Source organism: Novosphingobium sp. P6W, from assembly GCF_000876675.2.
GTDB lineage: Bacteria > Pseudomonadota > Alphaproteobacteria > Sphingomonadales > Sphingomonadaceae > Novosphingobium.
Window position 1 is genome coordinate 3,198,748 of record NZ_CP030352.1, and the last position, 19,065, is coordinate 3,217,812.

At 65.4% G+C, this 19,065-nt stretch carries 14 protein-coding genes; 8 read left to right on the top strand and 6 right to left on the bottom strand.

All coding sequences use genetic code 11. The features are described 5' to 3' along the window. Window positions 1-35 precede the first annotated feature (35 nt). The 3 genes from tldD (at window position 36) to TQ38_RS15380 (ending at window position 2,492) form a co-directional block, all read left to right on the top strand. Entirely contained in the window at window positions 36-1,454 is a 1,419-nt protein-coding gene (tldD, locus tag TQ38_RS15370) for a metalloprotease TldD (RefSeq protein WP_043978925.1), read from the top strand. Window positions 1,455-1,537: 83 nt separating this feature from the next. Further along, the gene (locus TQ38_RS15375) at window positions 1,538-1,948 is read left to right on the top strand and encodes a hypothetical protein (RefSeq protein ID WP_043978926.1); all 411 of its coding nucleotides are present in this window, start codon (window positions 1,538-1,540) and stop codon (window positions 1,946-1,948) included. A gap of 136 nt (window positions 1,949-2,084) precedes the next feature. Then, window positions 2,085-2,492 carry a DoxX family protein gene (locus TQ38_RS15380; protein ID WP_043978991.1) on the top strand — a complete coding sequence of 136 codons (408 nt, stop codon included), beginning with the start codon at window positions 2,085-2,087 and terminating at the stop codon, window positions 2,490-2,492. A 6-nt stretch (window positions 2,493-2,498) separates the two neighbouring features. On the opposite strand, the gene TQ38_RS15385 is transcribed toward TQ38_RS15380, so the two are convergent. The 3 genes from TQ38_RS15385 to guaA all read right to left on the bottom strand — a co-directional run bounded on the left by TQ38_RS15385 (window position 2,499) and on the right by guaA (window position 5,871). Continuing rightward, window positions 2,499-3,632, bottom strand: coding sequence for a VacJ family lipoprotein (locus tag TQ38_RS15385; RefSeq protein WP_205316042.1), 1,134 nt, complete (start codon window positions 3,630-3,632; stop codon window positions 2,499-2,501). 263 nt (window positions 3,633-3,895) lie between these two features. Beyond that, window positions 3,896-4,321 (bottom strand): GNAT family acetyltransferase, encoded by a 426-nt coding sequence (locus TQ38_RS15390; RefSeq protein ID WP_043978927.1) that lies wholly within the window; start codon window positions 4,319-4,321, stop codon window positions 3,896-3,898. Further along, entirely contained in the window at window positions 4,312-5,871 is a 1,560-nt protein-coding gene (gene guaA / locus TQ38_RS15395; protein WP_043978929.1) for a glutamine-hydrolyzing GMP synthase, read from the bottom strand. Before guaA ends, TQ38_RS15390 begins: the two co-directional genes overlap by 10 nt. Before the next feature lie 1,210 nt (window positions 5,872-7,081). On the opposite strand from guaA, the gene gyrB reads away from it, so the two are divergent. The 3 genes from gyrB to TQ38_RS15410 all read left to right on the top strand — a co-directional run bounded on the left by gyrB (window position 7,082) and on the right by TQ38_RS15410 (window position 13,392). Beyond that, a complete protein-coding gene (gene gyrB / locus TQ38_RS15400; RefSeq protein ID WP_043978994.1) occupies window positions 7,082-9,637 on the top strand; it encodes a DNA topoisomerase (ATP-hydrolyzing) subunit B in 2,556 nt (851 codons plus the stop codon). Between the two features lie 277 nt (window positions 9,638-9,914). After that, window positions 9,915-12,128, top strand: a complete 2,214-nt coding sequence (locus TQ38_RS15405; protein WP_043978931.1) for a TonB-dependent receptor — start codon at window positions 9,915-9,917, stop codon at window positions 12,126-12,128. Between the two features lie 136 nt (window positions 12,129-12,264). Then, window positions 12,265-13,392 (top strand): nucleoside hydrolase, encoded by a 1,128-nt coding sequence (locus TQ38_RS15410; RefSeq protein WP_052505939.1) that lies wholly within the window; start codon window positions 12,265-12,267, stop codon window positions 13,390-13,392. Between the two features lie 45 nt (window positions 13,393-13,437). Here TQ38_RS15410 and TQ38_RS15415 read toward each other — a convergent pair whose 3' ends face one another. After that, the gene (locus TQ38_RS15415) at window positions 13,438-14,241 is read right to left on the bottom strand and encodes an SPOR domain-containing protein (RefSeq protein ID WP_043978934.1); all 804 of its coding nucleotides are present in this window, start codon (window positions 14,239-14,241) and stop codon (window positions 13,438-13,440) included. Window positions 14,242-14,244: 3 nt separating this feature from the next. Beyond that, a complete protein-coding gene (gene argS, locus TQ38_RS15420; protein ID WP_043978936.1) occupies window positions 14,245-15,993 on the bottom strand; it encodes an arginine--tRNA ligase in 1,749 nt (582 codons plus the stop codon). A 236-nt stretch (window positions 15,994-16,229) separates the two neighbouring features. On the opposite strand from argS, the gene miaB reads away from it, so the two are divergent. Next, window positions 16,230-17,561 carry a tRNA (N6-isopentenyl adenosine(37)-C2)-methylthiotransferase MiaB gene (miaB, locus tag TQ38_RS15425; protein ID WP_043978938.1) on the top strand — a complete coding sequence of 444 codons (1,332 nt, stop codon included), beginning with the start codon at window positions 16,230-16,232 and terminating at the stop codon, window positions 17,559-17,561. Further along, on the top strand, window positions 17,558-18,265 hold the full coding sequence (locus TQ38_RS15430; protein ID WP_043978941.1) for an alpha/beta fold hydrolase: 708 nt from the start codon (window positions 17,558-17,560) through the stop codon (window positions 18,263-18,265). Before miaB ends, TQ38_RS15430 begins: the two co-directional genes overlap by 4 nt. 63 nt (window positions 18,266-18,328) lie before the next feature. Here the strand turns inward: TQ38_RS15430 and TQ38_RS15435 are convergent, their stop codons facing one another. Next, window positions 18,329-18,820: an RcnB family protein gene (locus TQ38_RS15435; RefSeq protein ID WP_043978943.1), complete on the bottom strand. Its 492-nt coding sequence runs from the start codon at window positions 18,818-18,820 to the stop codon at window positions 18,329-18,331. Between the last annotated feature and the right edge of the window lie 245 nt (window positions 18,821-19,065).

The following is a 19,065-nucleotide window of genomic DNA, read 5'->3' on the forward strand; positions in this document are numbered from 1 at the left end:
TTTCCTGCGAGCGACATGCCCCCTATATCGGGGGCATGACCATGACCGATCCGCGCTCGCTCCTCTACGCCCAGCTTTCGCCCGAAGAGGCGCAGGCGCTTGCCGCCGAAACGCTGAAGTCCTGCGAGGACGGCGAACTGTTCATGCAGTTCGTCGCCAGCGAGGCCTTCGGTTTCGACGACGGACGGCTCAAGACCGCCGATTACTCGCGCGATGCGGGCTTTGGCCTGCGCGGCGTTTCCGGCGAGATGACCGGCTTCGCCCATGCTAACGAGATCTCCCCCGCCGCCATCCGCCGCGCCGGGGAGACGCTTCAGTTGCTGGACCCCGCCAAGGGCCCGCGCGCGCTGCCGCCGGTACGCACCAACGCCAAGCTCTACACCGATGTCTCCCCGCTAGACCTCGTGGGCTTTGCCGAGAAGGTGCGCCTGCTGGAGACCATCGACGCAGCGGCGCGCGCCCGCGATCCGCGCGTCTCGCAGGTCAGCGCCAGCCTTTCGGGTTCTTGGTCCGTGGTCGAGATCGTCCGGCCCGACGGCTACGTCGCCACCGATGTGCGCCCGCTGGTGCGCCTCAACGTATCGATCGTGGCGGAAAGCAACGGGCGGCGCGAAACCGGCTCGTTCGGCATGGGCGGCCGCTTCCTCTACGACGACCTGTTCAAGCCGGAGACCTGGAACGAAGGCATCGACGTGGCCCTGGCGCAGGCGCTGGTGAACCTTGAAAGCATCGACGCCCCCGCCGGTGAGTTCGCCGTGCTGTGCGGCCCCGGCTGGCCCGGCGTGCTGCTGCACGAGGCGATCGGCCACGGCCTCGAAGGCGATTTCAACCGCAAGGGCACCTCCGCGTTCTCCGGCCGCATCGGCGAGCGCGTGGCCGCCAGCGGCGTCACCATCGTCGACGACGGCTCGATCCCCGGCCGGCGCGGGTCGCTGACCATCGACGACGAGGGCACCCCTACCCGCGAAACCGTGCTGATCGAGGACGGCATCCTCAAGGGCTATATGCAGGATCGTCTCAACGCCCGCCTGATGGGCGTAGAATCCACCGGCAACGGCCGCCGTGAAAACTACGCCCACGCCCCGCAGGTGCGCATGACCAACACCTTCATGAAGGGTGGAAACGACGATCCCGCCGAAATGCTTGCGGGCATGAAAAAGGGCATCTTCGCCAAGAGCTTCGGCGGCGGCCAGGTCGACATCGTCTCGGGCAAGTTCGTGTTCTCCTGCACCGAGGCCTACATGGTCGAGAACGGCAAACTGGGCGCCCCGATCAAGGGCGCGACGCTGATCGGCGACGGACCTTCGGTGCTGACCCGCGTCAAGGCAATCGGCAACGACCTCGAACTGGACCGGGGCGTCGGCGTCTGCGGCAAGGGCGGGCAGAGCGTGCCGGCAGGCGTAGGCCAGCCCTCGCTGCTGATCGAGGGATTGACGGTGGGCGGCACCGCCTGAGCCTGTCCTTACGGTCAGCCCCAGTTCAGCCGACTCGTGCCATACGTAGGACAACGCGGGGTGCGTTGGAAAGGAACAAGGCCATGAAGAAGCTTGCGATCGCCGCGACATTCGCGCTCGGCGCCGCCATGTTCGCCGCTCCTGCCGTCGATGCCCGTACCAAGCTGACCGGAGAGCAACAGCTCGCCAAGATGCTGGATGGGCGCGAAGCCGGCAAGCCGGTGAGCTGCATCCCCTATTCGCAGACCCAGAACACAACCGTGATCGACAAGACCGCGATCGTCTACCGGGTCGGCGGCACGCTCTACGTCAACCGGCCGACCAATGCCGACCGGCTGGACAATGACGATATCATGGTGACGAAGCTCTACACGTCGCAGCTGTGCAGGCTCGATACCGTGCAGCTGCACGATCGCACGGTCGGCAACATGTGGAACGGCTTCGTCGGCCTTCAGGACTTCGTGCCATACCGCAAGGCTCCAGCCGCGAACTGATCTTATTGCGTTTCCTCGGGAAAAGGGTCGGAGGCATTGCTTCCGGCCCTCTTCTTTTGCGTACAAGACAGGAGCGCGCCCTCGCCGCAGTACCTGCGTCATTGCGCGCAGGATTTTTGCGGGCATGGTGCATGCGATGAACCGCCGTACCTTTTCCCGCGCCGTGCTGGCCTTGCTCTACGCGGCGGCCGGTGTGCTCCACCTTGCCTTGCCCGCACCGTTCCTCGGCATCGTGCCGCCCTGGGTGCCTTTCCCCGCACTGGTCGTCGCCCTGACCGGCCTTGCGGAGATCGCCGGAGCCGCCGGACTGCTCCAGCCCCTGTCACCCGCTTTGCGCCGGGCGGCCGGCTGGGGCCTTGCCGCCTATGCGCTCTGCGTTTGGCCGGCCAACGTCCAGCACATGCTGATCGACATGGCGAAACCCGGGCACGGTCTGGGCCTTGGCTACCACATCCCGCGCCTGGCGCTGCAGCCGGTGCTGATCTGGTGGCCCCTGTGGGCCGCCAGCGTCACCGACTGGCCATGGCGCCGCCGACCGGCCTAAGCCGCTTTACGGTGCCGGGACCGTTTCGGGCACCGGGGGCAGAGCGGGCGTACCCGATACCGGCGCCTCCGGCGCGGGCGCGGCCGGGGCCATTCCCGTAGAGCTGGGGATGGAGACGGTCGGCCGCGCGGCGTCGCTGCCCTCGGGGGCGTTGTCGTTCACATGCGCCGGGATCGTCGGCAGAACCGGATCGGGGATGCCCTTGCGGGCGCGGTATTCGGCGCTGTGCAGCGCGTTCACCTCGGCCTGCCGCCGCTTCAGGTAGAAATCGCGCGTGGCGACATAAGGATCGGCGGCGGCGCGGCTGGCGGTAATCTGCTCGTCGAATTCGACGCGGTCGTTCAGCGACTTCACCGTGCCCGTGCCGATGGCGTAGACCGGCTTGTTGAACGGGCTGCCGAAAATGGTCGGCACGATGGAAAGGTCCAGCACGCGGCCCACCAGATCGCGCGCCGTCGTCGGGCCCAGCACCGGCAGGAACAGGTAAGGCCCGTTACCGATGCCGTGATAGGCGAACGTGTTGGCGAAACCGTTCTGGCGATAGGGAAGGTGAAAAGGCTTGCGTTTGGCCATGTCGAACAGCCCCGCGACGCCGATGGTGCTGTTGATGCCGAAACGGCCCAGCGTTTCCAGCGCCTTGCCCGGCTTGAACTGGAGCAGGTAGTTCACGAAAACGATCGGCTCGGCCAAGTTGATGAGCACGTTGCGCAGGCCGTTGCGGACCGGCTTGGGAACGATCTTCTCGTAATTCCCCGCCACCGGCGCCACCACGGCCTTGTCCACTGCATTCACCGCCGCGAACGTCGCCACGTTGATCGCCGAAAGCGGATCGGCGCGGATATGTCGGGGGCTGGCGTTGACGATGATGACATTCTCGCCCTCCGCAGGGGCCGAAACGCCTGCCGGAGCGCCTGCCGGAGCATCTGCCGGCGGCGTCGCGGTTCCGGCCTGCGCTTCGGGCAGAACGGGCGCGGGTTCCTCCCCCAGGCGCGCATCGACATCGGAAGGCAGCGTGGGAACAGGCACCGTCTGTTCGGCCAAGGCAAGCATCGGCGCCTCGCGCACCGCTATAGTGTTACCGTCGTCCTGGGAAGTCGGCCCCACACTCGCCAGCATCATAGCCAGCGTAATAGTCGACACGCCCAATCCGTACGTTCCTTTTCGAATCCACTCGCTCGCCGCGGCCAATATCCGCGACTATCGATGCGAGTGTTGTCCCGCGACCCTGGATAACGGCAATTGCGCCGCCATCCGCTGCCCTTGATGACAGCACCGCGAGCGGAATCCCACACCTCAGTTTTTCCATTCGTCGCACGCGGCGGCGATAAAGCTCAAGGACAATGTTCAAAAAGCATGTTCTGCTGCCCGCCGCCGGGTGGATCATCCCGGTGCTGCGAACGCGGTTACGCCTTGCCGCCGAGCCTGCGCCCGATCGTCACCACATCCTGAAGATCATATCCGAGTGCCGCGTAAAAGCCGCGCGCATCGGAATTGTCTGCGCGCACCATTAGCTGGATCTTGGGGCAACCGCGCTGTTCCAGCCAGCACTCGCTTGCCTGCATCAGCGCGCGGCCCAGTCCCTCGCCCCGCCGGGAAAGCGATACCGCAAGATAGTAGACCCAGCCGCGATGGCCGTCGAAACCAACCATGACGCTGCCAGCCAGCCGGCCGCCTGCCAGCGCCGCCAGCACGGCGGATGCCGGGCCAGCCAGCGCCAGGTCGAAATCGGCCACGGGATCGTTCCATGGCCGCGTCAACCCCGCCTCGCGCCACAGGGCCACGACATCGTCGCGGTCCGCAGGCGAAGCGGGAGTGACGGTTACTCCCACTCGATCGTGCCGGGGGGCTTGCTGGTGTAGTCGTAGACCACGCGGTTGATGCCCTTGACCTCGTTGATGATGCGGGTCGCGACCCGGCTCAGGAACGCGGCGTCGAAGGGGTAGATGTCGGCGGTCATGCCATCGGTCGAAGTGACCGCGCGCAGTCCGCAGACGTTGTCGTACGTGCGGCTGTCCCCCATGACGCCCACGGTCTTGACCGGCAGCAGCACGGCGAAAGCCTGCCAGATCGCGTCGTACAGCCCCGCGTTGCGGATTTCCTCAAGGTAGACCGCGTCCGCCTTGCGCAGGATGTCGCAGCGATCGCGGCTGACTTCGCCGGGGATGCGGATGGCAAGGCCAGGGCCAGGGAACGGGTGGCGCCCCACGAACACGTCGGGCAGGCCCAGTTCGCGGCCCAGCGCGCGCACTTCGTCCTTGAACAGTTCGCGCAGCGGCTCGACCAGCTTCATGTCCATGCGCTCGGGCAGGCCGCCGACGTTGTGGTGGCTCTTGATCGTCACCGAAGGGCCGCCGGTGAAGCTGACCGATTCGATCACGTCGGGGTAGAGCGTGCCCTGAGCCAGGAACTGCGCGCCGCCGATCTTCTTCGCCTCGTCCTCGAAGACGTCGATGAAGGTCTTGCCGATGAACTTGCGCTTGGCTTCGGGGTCGGTGACGCCCTCCAGACCCTTGAGGAACAGGGTGGAGGCATCAACGTGGACAAGCGGGATGTGATAGTGGCCGCGGAACAGCGACACGACTTGCTCGGCCTCGCCCATGCGCATCAGGCCATGGTCGACGAAGACGCAGGTGAGCTGGTCGCCGATCGCCTCGTGGATCAGCACTGCCGCAACCGCCGAATCGACGCCGCCGGAAAGCCCGCAGATCACGCGGTTGTCGCCAACCTGGGCGCGGATCTCTTCCACCTTGGTCTTGCGGAATTCCGCCATCGTCCAGTCGCCGGACATGCCGCAGACGTGGCGCACGAAGTTCTTCAGCAGCTTGCCGCCGTCCGGGGTGTGGACCACCTCGGGGTGGAACTGCATGGCGTAGATGCGCTTCTCGTCGTTCGCGATCACTGCGTAAGGGGCGCCGGGGCTGGAGGCGACCGGACGGAAGCCCGGGGCCAGGCTGGTCACCTTGTCGCCATGGCTCATCCACACCTGATGCGTCTCGCCCAGGTTCCACAACCCGTTGAACAGCGCGCACTCGTCTTCGATCTCGATGAAGGCGCGGCCGAATTCACCGCCGTCGCCGCCTGTCACTTCGCCGCCAAGCTGGTGCATCAACGACTGCTGGCCGTAGCAGATGCCCAGGATCGGGCGGCCGCTTTCGAGGATCACGTCGGGGATGCGCGGGCCGCCGTCATCAAGCACCGAGGCGGGCGAACCGGAAAGGATGATACCCGTCGGGTTCATGCGCGCGAAGGCTTCCTCGGCGGCATTGAAGGGCGCGATTTCGGAGTAAACGCCGGCTTCACGCACGCGGCGCGCGATGAGCTGGGTCACCTGGCTGCCGAAGTCGACGATCAGGACGGATTCGGAGGACTGGATATTCATGGCGGGCCACTAGTCGCGCGCGCGTTTTCTGTCCAGCCCCAGCGATGATCTGCCTGAGCCAAACACGCTGGTGCCGAGGCAGGCAATACGCGCTGGGCGATACATCGCCAGCCGGCGTTTCGGATCGCTCTTCGCAAGGTCGTCGAAGAGCTCCGGGGACACCTGCCTAAAAATTAGGCAAACTTTCCTTTACAGCGCCAGATCGAATCCGTGCAAACGGGCAGAGGTAGCGGGAGATTGCTCAGTTGCAGTCTTTGCCACCGAGGGAAACGCGCCGCAAACCAGCGTCTTTGAATCCTCGCCGCTTGAGCGCCTTGCAAGTATCGAGTGTCATAATTGTGAAATATGCAACCTGGCTTGCTGCTTTTGAATTTGCGCAAATTTTACGCATCCCTATTTGCCGCATTGCAGCATAAGCGACCAAAAGCGCCGTGCATGCGATAAAACGAAAAAAGTGTTTGCAGGAGCATACCAATGACCATCGTCCACCGGACGTTCGGTTTTGCCGCAGCCCTTGGCGCCAGCGCCCTGGCCTTCGCGCTTACCCTGGCCTGATTTCAGGCACCTGAATCGAAAGCCCTGTGCCGGGCACGAGATTCGGGTAGGGAACCGAAACCCACGAGAAGGGCGGCCGCAAGGCCGCCCTTTTGCGTTTCCAGCCAAGCGGGTCTGGCCAGTTCAATCGAGCTTCCAGGCAACCCGGTGCATGCGCGGGGCAAAGATATCCTTGCGGTGACCGGCTTCCCATGCTGCGCGGGACTGCGGATTTCGGTAGGGATTGCTGGAAATGGGCAACCCTTCCTGGGCTGCCTTGATGCCCCAAAGGTGGGCCTGCTGCACTGTCACTAGGTTTCGTCTCGCGCTTGTCTTAATTGGTTTACGTGATCGAAACGCCTGCTCCGGCGAAAAGCATCCCTCGCGCCGGCGCATTCGGGACAACCAGCACCCCAGACAAGGCAAACCGATCCGCATCGGCCCCAAACCCCGTTCGGATCGGCGCCAATATTCGTCTGAGACTGCATTCGACCGAAACAAGGTCCCGATCTGCCACGTTAAGACGCGGCGACAGAGGCGATGACGACCGTGCAGACGATGGCATTCGGCCCCCTGCGCAGCCCTGCGCCGCCCCGCACGCGCACCCTTGTGGAAAAGACCCGCGCCAGCGCCGGTTTCGCTTGGGTTACGCGGGCGCAAACCCTATATGCTCGGCATGGCTAGCACTGATGATACCCGGCCCGAAAACGGCAAGAACCAGAACGCGTACGGCGCTGACTCGATCAAGGTGCTCAAGGGCCTCGACGCGGTCCGCAAGCGCCCCGGCATGTACATTGGCGATACCGACGACGGTTCGGGCCTGCACCACATGGTGTTCGAGGTGTCCGACAACGCCATCGACGAAGCGCTCGCAGGGCACTGCGACCTCGTTCTGATCGAACTCAACGCCGACGGCTCCGTCTCGGTGGAAGACAATGGCCGCGGCATCCCCACCGGCATCCATGCCGAGGAAGGCGTTTCCGCCGCCGAAGTCATCATGACCCAGCTCCACGCGGGCGGTAAGTTCGAGAATACCTCGGACGACAACGCCTACAAGGTTTCGGGCGGCCTGCACGGCGTGGGTGTTTCAGTGGTCAACGCCCTGTCCGAATGGCTGGAGCTGCGGATCTGGCGCGACGGCGAGGAGCACTGGATGAAGTTCGCGTACGGCGATGCCGTGGCGCCGCTCGTCGTGACCGGCCCTGCTCCCAAGGTCGAACAGAATCCTGACGACAATGGCTTCAAGAAGGGCACCCGCGTTACCTTCCTCGCCTCGACGGACACGTTCAAGAACGTCCTCGACTTCGATTTCGACAAGCTGGAGCACCGCTACCGCGAGCTTGCTTTCCTGAATTCGGGCGTGCGCATTCTCCTGCGCGACAACCGCCATGAAGAAACCAAGGAACACGACCTGTTCTACGAAGGCGGCATCGGCGCCTTCGTCAAGTACCTCGATCGCAACAAGACCCCATTACTGGCCGAGCCCATCGCGATCTCTTCCGAGCGCGACGGCATCGGCATCGATGTCGCGCTGGAGTGGAACGATTCGTACTACGAAAACGTCCTGTGCTTCACCAACAACATCCCGCAGCGTGACGGCGGCACCCACCTGGCCGCCTTCCGCGCCGCGTTGACCCGCACGCTCAACAGCTATTCCGAAAAGACCGGCCTCCTCAAGAAGGAGAAGGTCACGCTGACCGGCGACGACATGCGCGAAGGCCTGACCGCGATCGTCTCGGTCAAGCTGCCCGACCCCAAGTTCTCGTCGCAGACCAAGGACAAGCTGGTCAGCTCCGAAGTGCGCCAGCCGTTGGAAAGCCTGATGGCCGACCGCATGAACGAGTGGCTTGAGGAAAACCCCGGCCACGCCAAGTCGATCGTCCAGAAGATCATCGACGCCGCCGCCGCCCGCGAAGCCGCCAAGCGCGCCCGCGAACTGACCCGGCGCAAGGGCGCGATGGACATCGCCAGCCTGCCCGGCAAGCTGGCCGACTGCCAGGAGCGCGACCCCAGCAAGTGCGAACTGTTCCTGGTCGAGGGCGACTCCGCAGGCGGCTCCGCCAAGCAGGGCCGTGACCGCAAGACGCAGGCGATCCTGCCGCTCAAGGGCAAGATCCTCAACGTCGAGCGTGCGCGCTTCGACCGGATCATCTCGTCCAAGGAAGTCGGCACGCTGATCCAGGCCATGGGCACCGGCATCCGCGACGATTTCAACCTGGGCAAGCTGCGCTACCACAAGATCGTCATCATGACCGACGCAGACGTCGACGGTGCGCACATCCGCACCCTGCTGCTGACGTTCTTCCATCGCCAGATGCCCGAGATCATCCGCTCGGGTCACCTGTTCATCGCCCAGCCGCCACTGTTCAAGGTCGCCAAGGGCCGCTCGGAAGTCTACCTCAAGGATGCTGCCGCGCTTGACCGCTATCTGGTTGAAGCGGGCACCAACGGCCGTGTGCTCGAAACCTCGGGCGGTGCTCGCCTGGGGCGTGACCTCGAAGGACTGGTCGAGCACGCGATCCGTATGCGCAACCTGATGGCCTTCATCCCGCGCCGCTACGATCCGGTGCTGATCGAGGCGCTTGCACTTTCGGGTGCGCTCGAAACCGACCTTGCCGCCGAGCAGCGCCGCACCGCCTTGACGGAAACCGCCGCCTGGCTGCAGCGCGGCGACACCGAAGCCCGTTGGACCGCCGCCCTCACCGAAGACGGCAACGTCGAGATCGAGCGGTTGTGGCGCGGCGTGACCGACCACCACAAGATCGAAGCCAGCTTCCTCACCAGCGCGGAAGGCCGCAAGCTCGCCCGCCTCGCAGCGGAAAACGCCGATGTCTATTCCGGCAGCGCCCGCTTCGTACGCGCCAGCGCCGTCTCGGAAACCACCGAGCCGGAAGCCGAAACCCCGTCGGATGAGGAAACGAACGAGCCGGTCGCAGTCCGCCTGACCAAGGGCGACGAGATCATCACCCGCCCCAGCCAGCTCCTCGAACTGGTCCTGGCCACCGGCCGCAAGGGCCTGTCGATCGCCCGCTACAAGGGCCTTGGCGAAATGAACGCCGAGCAGCTTTGGGAAACCACGCTCGACCCCGACAACCGCATCCTGTTGCAGGTGAAGGTAGAAGACGCAGACGTTACCGACGAGATTTTCACCCGCCTGATGGGCGACATCGTCGAACCGCGCCGCGACTTCATCCAGGAAAACGCACTGAACGTCGCCAACCTCGACGTCTGACGCCATCTGAATATCGATCCATCCCCGGGGGCCTTTCGGGCGCTTCCGAGGATGGATCACGCCCTGAATGAGATCAGGCAGTTCTTCCGCCGTCAGGCAAAATTTGCCCAGTGACCGGAAAGAAGTTGGCCGCCGCCGCGCAGCCGCCCCTCCCCCAAGTGCCAAAGGTGCCGCAGTGTTTTTGGCAACGCTGCGTGCACATCATTGCATTTGCTGGATTTGCCGCGAGCGCCTATCCGGCCACACGCTAAAAATATAGCTGATCTCAGGGGTATTCATGAATTCTGCTCGCTTGCGCCGGTTTACGGCAGTGTCGGTCCTTGCCGTGACGGCGGCTTGTGCCGTTCCCGCCATCGCGCAGGAGGCCGCGCCCGCCGCATCCGTGGACGAAGGCTTCGCCGATGGCGGCATCGTCGTCACCGCGACCCGCCGCTCGGAACGCGCCGTCGACGTGCCGATCGCCGTCTCCGCGCTCTCGGGCGAGAAGCTGGATGTGCTCAACTCCAGCGGCCAGGACATCCGCTTCCTGTCCGCCCGCGTGCCCAGCCTTCTGATCGAATCCTCGTTCGGCCGCACGTTCCCGCGCTTCTACATCCGCGGCCTGGGCAATACCGATTTCAGCGCCGACGCTGCGCAGCCGGTTTCGGTGGTCTATGACAACGTCGCGCTGGAAAGCCCGATGCTCAAGGCCTTCCCTGCTTTCGATCTTGAAAACGTCGAAGTGCTCAAGGGGCCGCAGGGCACCCTGTTCGGCCGTAATACCCCCGCCGGCGTGGTCAAGCTGACCTCCAAGCGCCCGTCCGAGGAACTGGACGGCCACGTCAGCGCATCCTGGGCAACCTACAACACCGTGAACCTGGAAGCCGCCGTGGGCGCGCCGCTGACCGACAAGCTGCGCTTTCGCGTCGCCGGCCTTGTCCAGCGCCGCGACGACTGGGTGAAGAACGACTACGTCCAGACCATCAACGAGCGCAAGTTCGAGGGCTATCAGGACTATGCCGGACGCATCCAGTTCGAGTATGAGGATGGCCCGCTGGACATCCTCGTAAACGCCCATGCCCGTTCGCTGAAGGGCTCCGCGCGCCTGTTCCGCGCCAATGCGATCAAGCCGGGCACCAACGATCTGGTCGACGGCTACGACATCGAACATACCGCGCAGAACGGCTCCAACCCGCAGACGCTGGAAAGCTGGGGCGCCAACGTCCAGGCCAGCTACGAGTTCGACGGCCTGGGCTCGCTCTACTCGATCACCGCATGGGAGCGCGCCAGCGTGTTCTCGCGCGGGGACATCGACGGCGGTTTCCCGGGGATCGTGCCCTTTCAGGTGCAGACCGGCGGCACCACCACGCCGAAGGAATTCTCGCAGGAACTGCGCTTCGCCTCGAAGAAGTTCGGGGATGTCAGCTTCCAGGCGGGCGCCTACTACTTCAACCAGAACCTCGAAAATGAGAGCGGTTCCTGGTCCAACACCAACTCCTACACGCCCACCAGCGTCGCGCACCTCGACAACGAGACTTACGCCTTCTTCGGGTCGGTGGAATATACCCCGGTGGATTCGCTGATCCTGCGCGGCGGCGTGCGCTGGTCGCATGACAAGCGGTTCAGCGTGCTGGTCAACGGCGACGACATCGACGCCGCCACCGGCATCTCGACCGGCTCGGCCAAGGGCTCGAAGTGGTCGTGGGACGGCAGCGCAACGTACAAGCTGTCGAACTTCACCAGCGTCTATGCCCGCGTTGCCTCCGGCTATCTGGGCGCGGCCCTGAAGAACGACACCGCCGCCGGCGTTGCAACGATGGCCAAGCCGCAGACCACGACCTCCTACGAAATCGGCTTCAAGGGCGAACAGCCGGGCCTCTTCAGCTTCGCGCTCGACGGATATTACTTCGACACGAAGAACATCCAGCTCACCGCCGTCGGCGGCAGCACGAACGTGACGCAGCTGATGAATGCCCGCAAGGCGATCGGCTACGGCGCCGAGGCAGAGTTCTCGGCCACGCCGATCGAGAACCTGGTGCTGACGCTGGGCGGCAGCTACAACCACACCGAACTGAAGGACCGCGACCTCTTCGTCGCGCCTTGCGGCGGTGGCTGCACCGTCACCGATCCGCTGGTCACCGTTGGGGGGACCACGCTGGCCTCGATCAACGGCAACCGCCTGCCGCAGGCCCCGCGCTGGATCGGCAACGCGACGCTGCGCTATGCCGTGCCGCTGGGCAACGACAACGAGATCTTCGCCTACACGGACTGGTCGTACCGCAGCAAGATCAACCTATTCCTGTACGATTCGGTCGAGTTCACCGGCAAGGCGTTTCTCGAAGGCGGCCTGCGCGCAGGCTACCGCGACAACCAGCGCGGCTACGAGGTTGCGGCGTTCGCCCGCAACATCACCAACCAGATCCGCGTCGTCGGCGCGATCGACTTCAACAACCTGACCGCGATGCTCAACGAACCGCGCATCATCGGCGGGGAAGTTCGCTTCAACTTCTGACGAAGCGAAGGGCGCCGGTCATCCGGCGCCCTTTCTTCATGGGCCCTACCACACGGCCCTCACCGCAAGGGCCCGCCCATCGGGGCGATCGATGCGCAGGCGGCTGCGCCATGCCTTCGCGCAACAAGGACAATAGATGAAATCCAGGCACTCCCTGATCCGCGCCGTTTCCTCGCTCCTGCTGGCGGTGGCCGTGCTGGCGGGTCCGCACGCCCGTGCGCAGGCCGAAAAGAGCCCGGCCGCGGAAAAGATCATCATCGATGATGAGGGCTTTTCCCTCATGCACATGATGCTGCTCAATGCGCCCGGCGTCGAGGTTCTCGGCCTCACCAGCGTGTCGGGCAACCTGTGGTCGCCGCGCGGCGCGGCGATGCAGCTGCGCGGGCTGGAAGTGATGGGCCGCACCGACGTGCCGGTGGCGCAGGGCGCGGTCTATCCGCTGGTCAACACCGAAAAGGGGACCGAACGCTGGGAAGCCCTTTACGGCAAGCTGACGTGGAAAGGCGCGTGGATGAAGCAGTGGGCCGAGCCCACCCAGCAGTCCACCCCGCCCTATTACGGCCCGAACGACCTGACGGACCTGCCCTGGGGCGCCCCCACGACCAAGGCATCGCCAGAGATGGCGGCCCTGTTCATGATCCGCATGGTCCACCAGTATCCCGGCCAGATCACCATTGTCGAAGGCGGGCCGATGACCAACCTGGCGCTGGCCCAGCGCCTCGACCCCGAATTCGCCGGACTTGCCAAGGGGCTGGTCTACATGGGCGGCAGCTTCAACCCGCACCGCGTGCTGGATGACCGCTCCGCAGTCGAGTTCGCGCGTGAATTCGCCAATTCGCCGCGCCGCGAATTCAACATCCGCTTCGACCCGGAAGCCGCCAGCATCGTTTCGCGTGCGCCGTGGAAGAAGATCACCGTGGTGCCGGCCGATCCGTCGACGGCGACCCAGCTCAGCCGCAAACTGCTGGACCGCGCCGCCAAGGCCGCCAGTCCGGCACTGGGCAAGCTGATCGCCGGGCTGGAGCCGGGCTTTCCGCTGTGGGATGAAATCGCCGCCGCCGTCTTCCTGGACCCGGCCATCGTCACCGGGAAGGAAGACCTCTACGTCGACTACGACACCCAGTTCGGCGCGGCTTATGGCGATACCCTGTCCTGGCGCGAACACTATCAGCCGGGTCTGGGCGAGGTGAAGGCGAGCGTCGTGCTCTCAGTCGACCCGCGTAAGCTGGAAGACCTTATCGTGCGGGTCGTTGCCGCAAAGTAAGGCTCACGCCGCCCGGTTCCTTTGCAAAGAAGGGCCGGGCGGCCGTCAGTTCTTGATCTGGCAGCTCATCCCCGCAGCCTTCATCCCGCTGCACAGAGCGCGCGCGGCGGCGCCGTCACCGGGAACAGCCTGGAGGCGGTAGACGGTGCCGATATCGGCCTTGCCCTCAACCACGCGGTGGCTGATCCCGCCCAGCGGTTCATACTGCGTCTTGAGCGTGGCCCATCCGGCTTCCGCCTTCTCCCGCGAAGCATAGGCACCCACCTGCACACCGACGCCGCCAACCGGCGCTGCCGAAGGAACGGCGGCAGGCGAAGGTTTGGCCGCAGGCGCTGCAACGGTTTCAAAACCCGGTCCCGCCGTGTCGGCGCGGCCGCCGATCTGGGGGGCGCGCGATTTGCCCTCGGCGACTTCGAAGCTGGTGTCGCCGGTCCCGGCCACCACTTCACCGCCGGGATTTTCGGGACGCGACTTGTACGGTCCTTTAGGCGCGGCGATCACGCCGCCATCCGCGACCAGCGGCTGGTCCGGCCGGCTATTCACCACCCAGAACACCGCGCCGCCGATCAGCACCAGTGCGGCAAGACCCAGAACGCCCAGCAGCACGCCTTGGCCGATGCCGGCCTTTTCGTTCGCATATTCCTCGTCGTCGCCTTCGAGCCAGGGGAGGCGAACCTCCTCCTCGCCAAGGTCAAGCTGGCGGTCGATGGGGCGCGGCTGCTCGAAAGCCGAATCGAATGGCGCCGCTTCGCCCACTTTCTCGAAGTAAGGCTCAGCCGGCGACCCAGTGCCAAACACCGGGTTCTTCTTTTCCGGCCGGGGGATGTAGCCTTCGTCAGCGCCCGCCATATCCTACATTTCCTCTACCGCCTCGACGCCCAGAAGCGCGAGGCCATTGCGGACAACCTGCCCGATCTGCACCGCGAGGAAAAGCCTCGCCGCAGTCAGGTTAGCGTCGGCGGCGTTAACAAACCGCTTTTCCACCCGGTCGTTGCCCAGGTTCCAGTAACCGTGGAAGGCCGCGGCCAGATCGCCGAGGAAGAAGGCGATGCGATGCGCCTCACGCGCGGCCGCGGCGGCTTCGACGATGCGGGGGAACTGCGCGGCCAGCTTGACCACTTCCAGTTCCTCCTCGCCCAGCAGTTCCACATGCTCGGGCGAAGGCGTGAAACCGCCTTCCGCCAGGCCCTTGCGCAGCGTCGAGTGGACGCGGGCATTGGCATATTGCACGTAGAACACCGGGTTGTCCTTCGAGGCTTCGACCACCTTGGCGAAGTCGAAGTCCATCTGGGCTTCGGGCTTGCGGGTCAGCATGGTGAAGCGCACCACGTCCTTGCCCACTTCCTGCACGACATCGGCCAGCGTCACGAAGTTGCCCGAACGCTTGGACATCTTCACCGGCTCGCCATTGCGCAGCAGCTGCACCATCTGGACCAGCTTGATCTCGAACGGAGTGGGATCACCCTCGGCCCCGGTCATCGCGGCAACGGCGGCCTTGATGCGCTTGACGGTGCCGCCGTGGTCGGCGCCCCAGATGTCGACCAGCGCGTCCGCGCTCTGCGCCTTCTGGAAGTGATAGGCGAGGTCGGCGCCGAAATAGGTCCAGGTGCCGTCGGACTTCTTGATCGGGCGGTCCTGATCGTCGCCGAACTGGGTCGATCTGAACAGCGGCAGCTCCACCGGCTCCCAGTCCTCGATCGTCTTGCCCTTGGGCGCTTCCAGCACGCCGTCATAGACGAGGCCCTTGGAGCGCAGCCACGCTTCGGCCTCTTCGGGCTTGCCGGAAGCCTGAAGCTCCGCCTCGGAGCTGAACAGGTCGTGGTGGATGCCCAGCAGCGCAAGATCGGCGCGGATCATCACCAGCATCGCGGCGACGGTCTTGGCCTGGAACAGCGCCAGCCATTCCGATTCGGGCGCGGAGGCATACTTGTCGCCGAATTCGGCGGCCAGTTCCTGGCCGACCGGGATCAGGTACTCGCCTGGGTACAGCCCTTCCGGGATCGCCCCGACATCCTCGCCAAGCGCCTCGCGGTAACGGATGTGCGCCGACCGGGCGAGCACCTGCACCTGCCCGCCGGCATCGTTGACGTAATATTCCTTGATAACCTTGTGCCCGGCATATTCGAGCAGCGTGGCCAGCGCATCGCCCACCACCGCGCCGCGGCAATGGCCCATGTGCATCGGGCCGGTCGGGTTGGCCGAGACGTATTCGACATTGACGGTGGTGCCGCCGCCCATGGTGGAACGGCCGTAATCCGCCCCCAGTTCGCCGATGGCGCGCAGTTCGGCCAGCCAGGCAGCAGGCGAGAGGCGCAAATTGATGAAGCCGGGACCGGCGATCTCGGCCGAGGTCACCGATTCGAGCTTGGTCAGCTGCGCCACCAGCGCTTCCGCCAGATCGCGCGGCTTCATGCCGGCGGGCTTGGAAAGCACCATCGCGGCATTGGTCGACAAGTCGCCGTGCGAGGAATCGCGCGGCGGCTCCACCGTGATCGCGTTTCGCTTCAGGCCCGCCGGCAGCGAGCCGGCTGCTTCCAGCGCATCAAGCGCGGCGTGAAGGTGGCCGGTGAAGGCGGCGTAAAGGGTCTGCGTCTTGCTCATGATGCGCGCGATTAGCGGATGTACGGCAAAAGGGGAACAGGCTGGCATGGTTTGTGTGCTGCAGCGGGTAAACCGGGGGTTGGGTGTTACCCGCCGGGGCCTTCGACAGGCTCAGGCTGAGCGGGTTCGAGAAATTACCCCTCCTCCCGCTCAGCCTGAGCTTGTCGAAGCCCCCCGAAACACAGCGCAACCCCGCCCCTGTCAAACCCCGCGATTTTACGCTAACGGGCCGCTCCATGCTTACCTCCCCACCGAAGACCTACCGGGTCAAAAGCTTCGGCTGCCAGATGAACGTCTACGACGGCGACCGCATGGCCGAACTGCTGGCCGAGCAGGGCATCGCCCCCGCCCCGGAAGGCGAGGACGCCGATCTCGTCGTGCTCAACACCTGCCACATCCGCGAGCGGGCGGCGGAAAAGGTCTATCACGACATCGGCCGCCTCAAGCGCGATGACGGCACCAGCCCGCTGATCGCGGTCGCCGGCTGTGTCGCCCAGGCCGAGGGCGAGGAAATCATGGCCCGCGCGCCTGCGGTGAAGATGGTGGTCGGGCCGCAGGCCTATCACCGCCTGCCCGAGATGGTCCGCGCCGCCAGCGCCGGCGAGCGCGTCACCGATACCGACATGCCGGCCGAGACGAAGTTCGCCTCGCTGCCCCGCCGTCGCCGCTCCGGCCCCACCGCGTTCCTCACCGTGCAGGAAGGCTGCGACAAGTTCTGCACGTACTGCGTGGTGCCCTATACGCGCGGCGCCGAAGTATCGCGGCCTTACGCGGCGCTGGTCGACGAGGCGCAGCGGCTGGTGGAAAGCGGCGCGCGCGAAATCACCCTGCTGGGCCAGAACGTCAACGCCTGGACCGGCCAGAACGCCAAGGGCCAGACGGTCGGCCTGGAAGGACTGGTGCGCGAACTGGCAGCGATCCCGGATCTGGCCCGCATCCGCTACACCACCAGCCACCCCAACGACATGACGCAGGCGCTGATCGACGCGCACGGCGAGATCGACAAGCTGATGCCGTTCCTCCACCTGCCGGTGCAGGCCGGAAACGACCGCGTGCTCAAGGCGATGAACCGCAGCCACACGGTGGAAAGCTACCTCGAAATCCTGGAGCGCGTGCGCGCCGTGCGGCCCGACATCGCGCTGTCGGGCGATTTCATCGTCGGCTTCCCCGGCGAGACCGAGGCCGAGTTCGAGGATACGCTGAAGCTGGTCGACGCGGTGCGGTATTCGCAGTGCTTCAGCTTCAAGTACAGCCCGCGTCCCGGCACTCCGGCGGCGACGATGGACGGCCATGTGCCCGAGACCGTGATGCACGAACGCCTGCTGCGCCTGCAGGCGGCGGTGGACCGCGACCAGCTTGCCTTCAACGCCGCCTCGGTGGGCCAGACCTGCGAAGTGCTGGTCGAGCGGCGCGGCAAACTGCCCGGCCAGTGGCTGGGCAAGTCGCCTTGGCTGCAGTCGATTCACTTCATCGGCGAGGCCGAGATCGGCCAGCTGGTGCCGGTGAAGATCACCAGCGCCGGCCCCAAGAGCCTCGCCGGCACGCAGCTTGCCATTCTGGCGGCGTGAGCGCGCGCCAGAACGCCGCCCAGCCGCTGGTCCTCGTCCCCGGCCTGACCTGTGACGCGGAGCTGTGGGCTGCGCAGGTCGATGGCCTGGCCGGCGTGGCCGGGATGACCGTGGCCAATACCCTGTCGGATGACAGCATCACCGCGATGGCCCGGCGTTTGCTGGACGGCGCGCCTGAACGCTTCGCCCTCGCCGGCTTCTCGATGGGCGGCTACGTGGCGATGGAAGTGATGCGCGTGGCCCCTGAACGGGTAACCCGCGTCGCCCTGCTGGATACCAGCGCCGAGGCGGACGACGCCGATCATGCCGCCCTGCGCCGCGCAGCCGTGCGCACGGCGCGCGAACGCGGCTTCGAGAGGGTGCTGCGCGGTAGCCTCGGCCTGTTGATCCATCCCGATGCCGATCCGGCGATCGGTGAACAGGTGGTGGCAATGGCGCTGCGGGTCGGGATTGGCACGTTCGAACGGCAACAGAGCGCCATCGCCGGACGGGCCGATATGCTACAGGCCCTTGCCGCCGTGTCGGTTCCCGCGCTGGTGCTGGTGGGCGCCGAGGACCGCACTACTCCTCCCCGCCACGCCCGCGCCATGGCCGCCGCGATTCCCGGCGCCGTGCTGTGCAAGGTGCCCCGCTGCGGCCACATGGCACCGATGGAGAGGCCGCAGGCAGTCAATGCCGCCTTACGCGAATGGCTTGCCGCCTGACGCCAAAGCGGCCCCGGAGCGAGTGCTCCGGGGCCGCCTTTACTTATTGGCAGGCCGGTTGGCTTACCAGAAGAAGCTGTTGTGCGACGAGACCACGCGGCCGTTGCGCACGTTCACCATCACCACATCGTTGCCATAACGGACCCAGCGGTGGCCCGCGCGCGGGGCGGGCAGGCGGTATGCCGAATAGTTACGCACCCAGTAGCGGTCGCCGTAATAGGCGCGGTCAAAGCGCTGACCCACTGCGACGGGGCGATAGGCATAGCCGCGCGGACCGACGTAGGCAGGGCGCTTATAGGCATTGCGGTGGCTCTGGCGATAGTCGCGCCAGTCCTCACGCAGTTCCTGCCTGGAATCGCGTACGTCACGGCGGGCATCACGGACGTCGCGGCGGTCACCGTAACGCTTGGCGTCGCGAAGATCGCGCTGGTCCTGGCGCACGTCACGGCGGCTCTCGCGGACTTCGCGGGCGCTCTGCGCGGAAGCAATGGTGGGAACCGCCAGGGTGGGCAGCGCGACGCTCGCGGCAATCGCGGCGATGAAGAACTTGCGCATGAATAGTCTCCTTCTTTTGTCAGGACCGTGCCCTTTTGGTAGAGCGTTGCGGACCGGCCTTCTGTTTTCGAAACTGCCCGCCGCCCCCTGAACGATCTGGGAACACGGCGTGCAGCGTGCGGACATAAGTGTCGCACCCCTGCGACAGTTGCCGGGCCGCATATCGATTTGTCGCCGAACCGCATATTTATCCCCGACGAACCGAAAAAAAACGTGATCCCGGCACCTTGCCTGCGGCGCTGTGC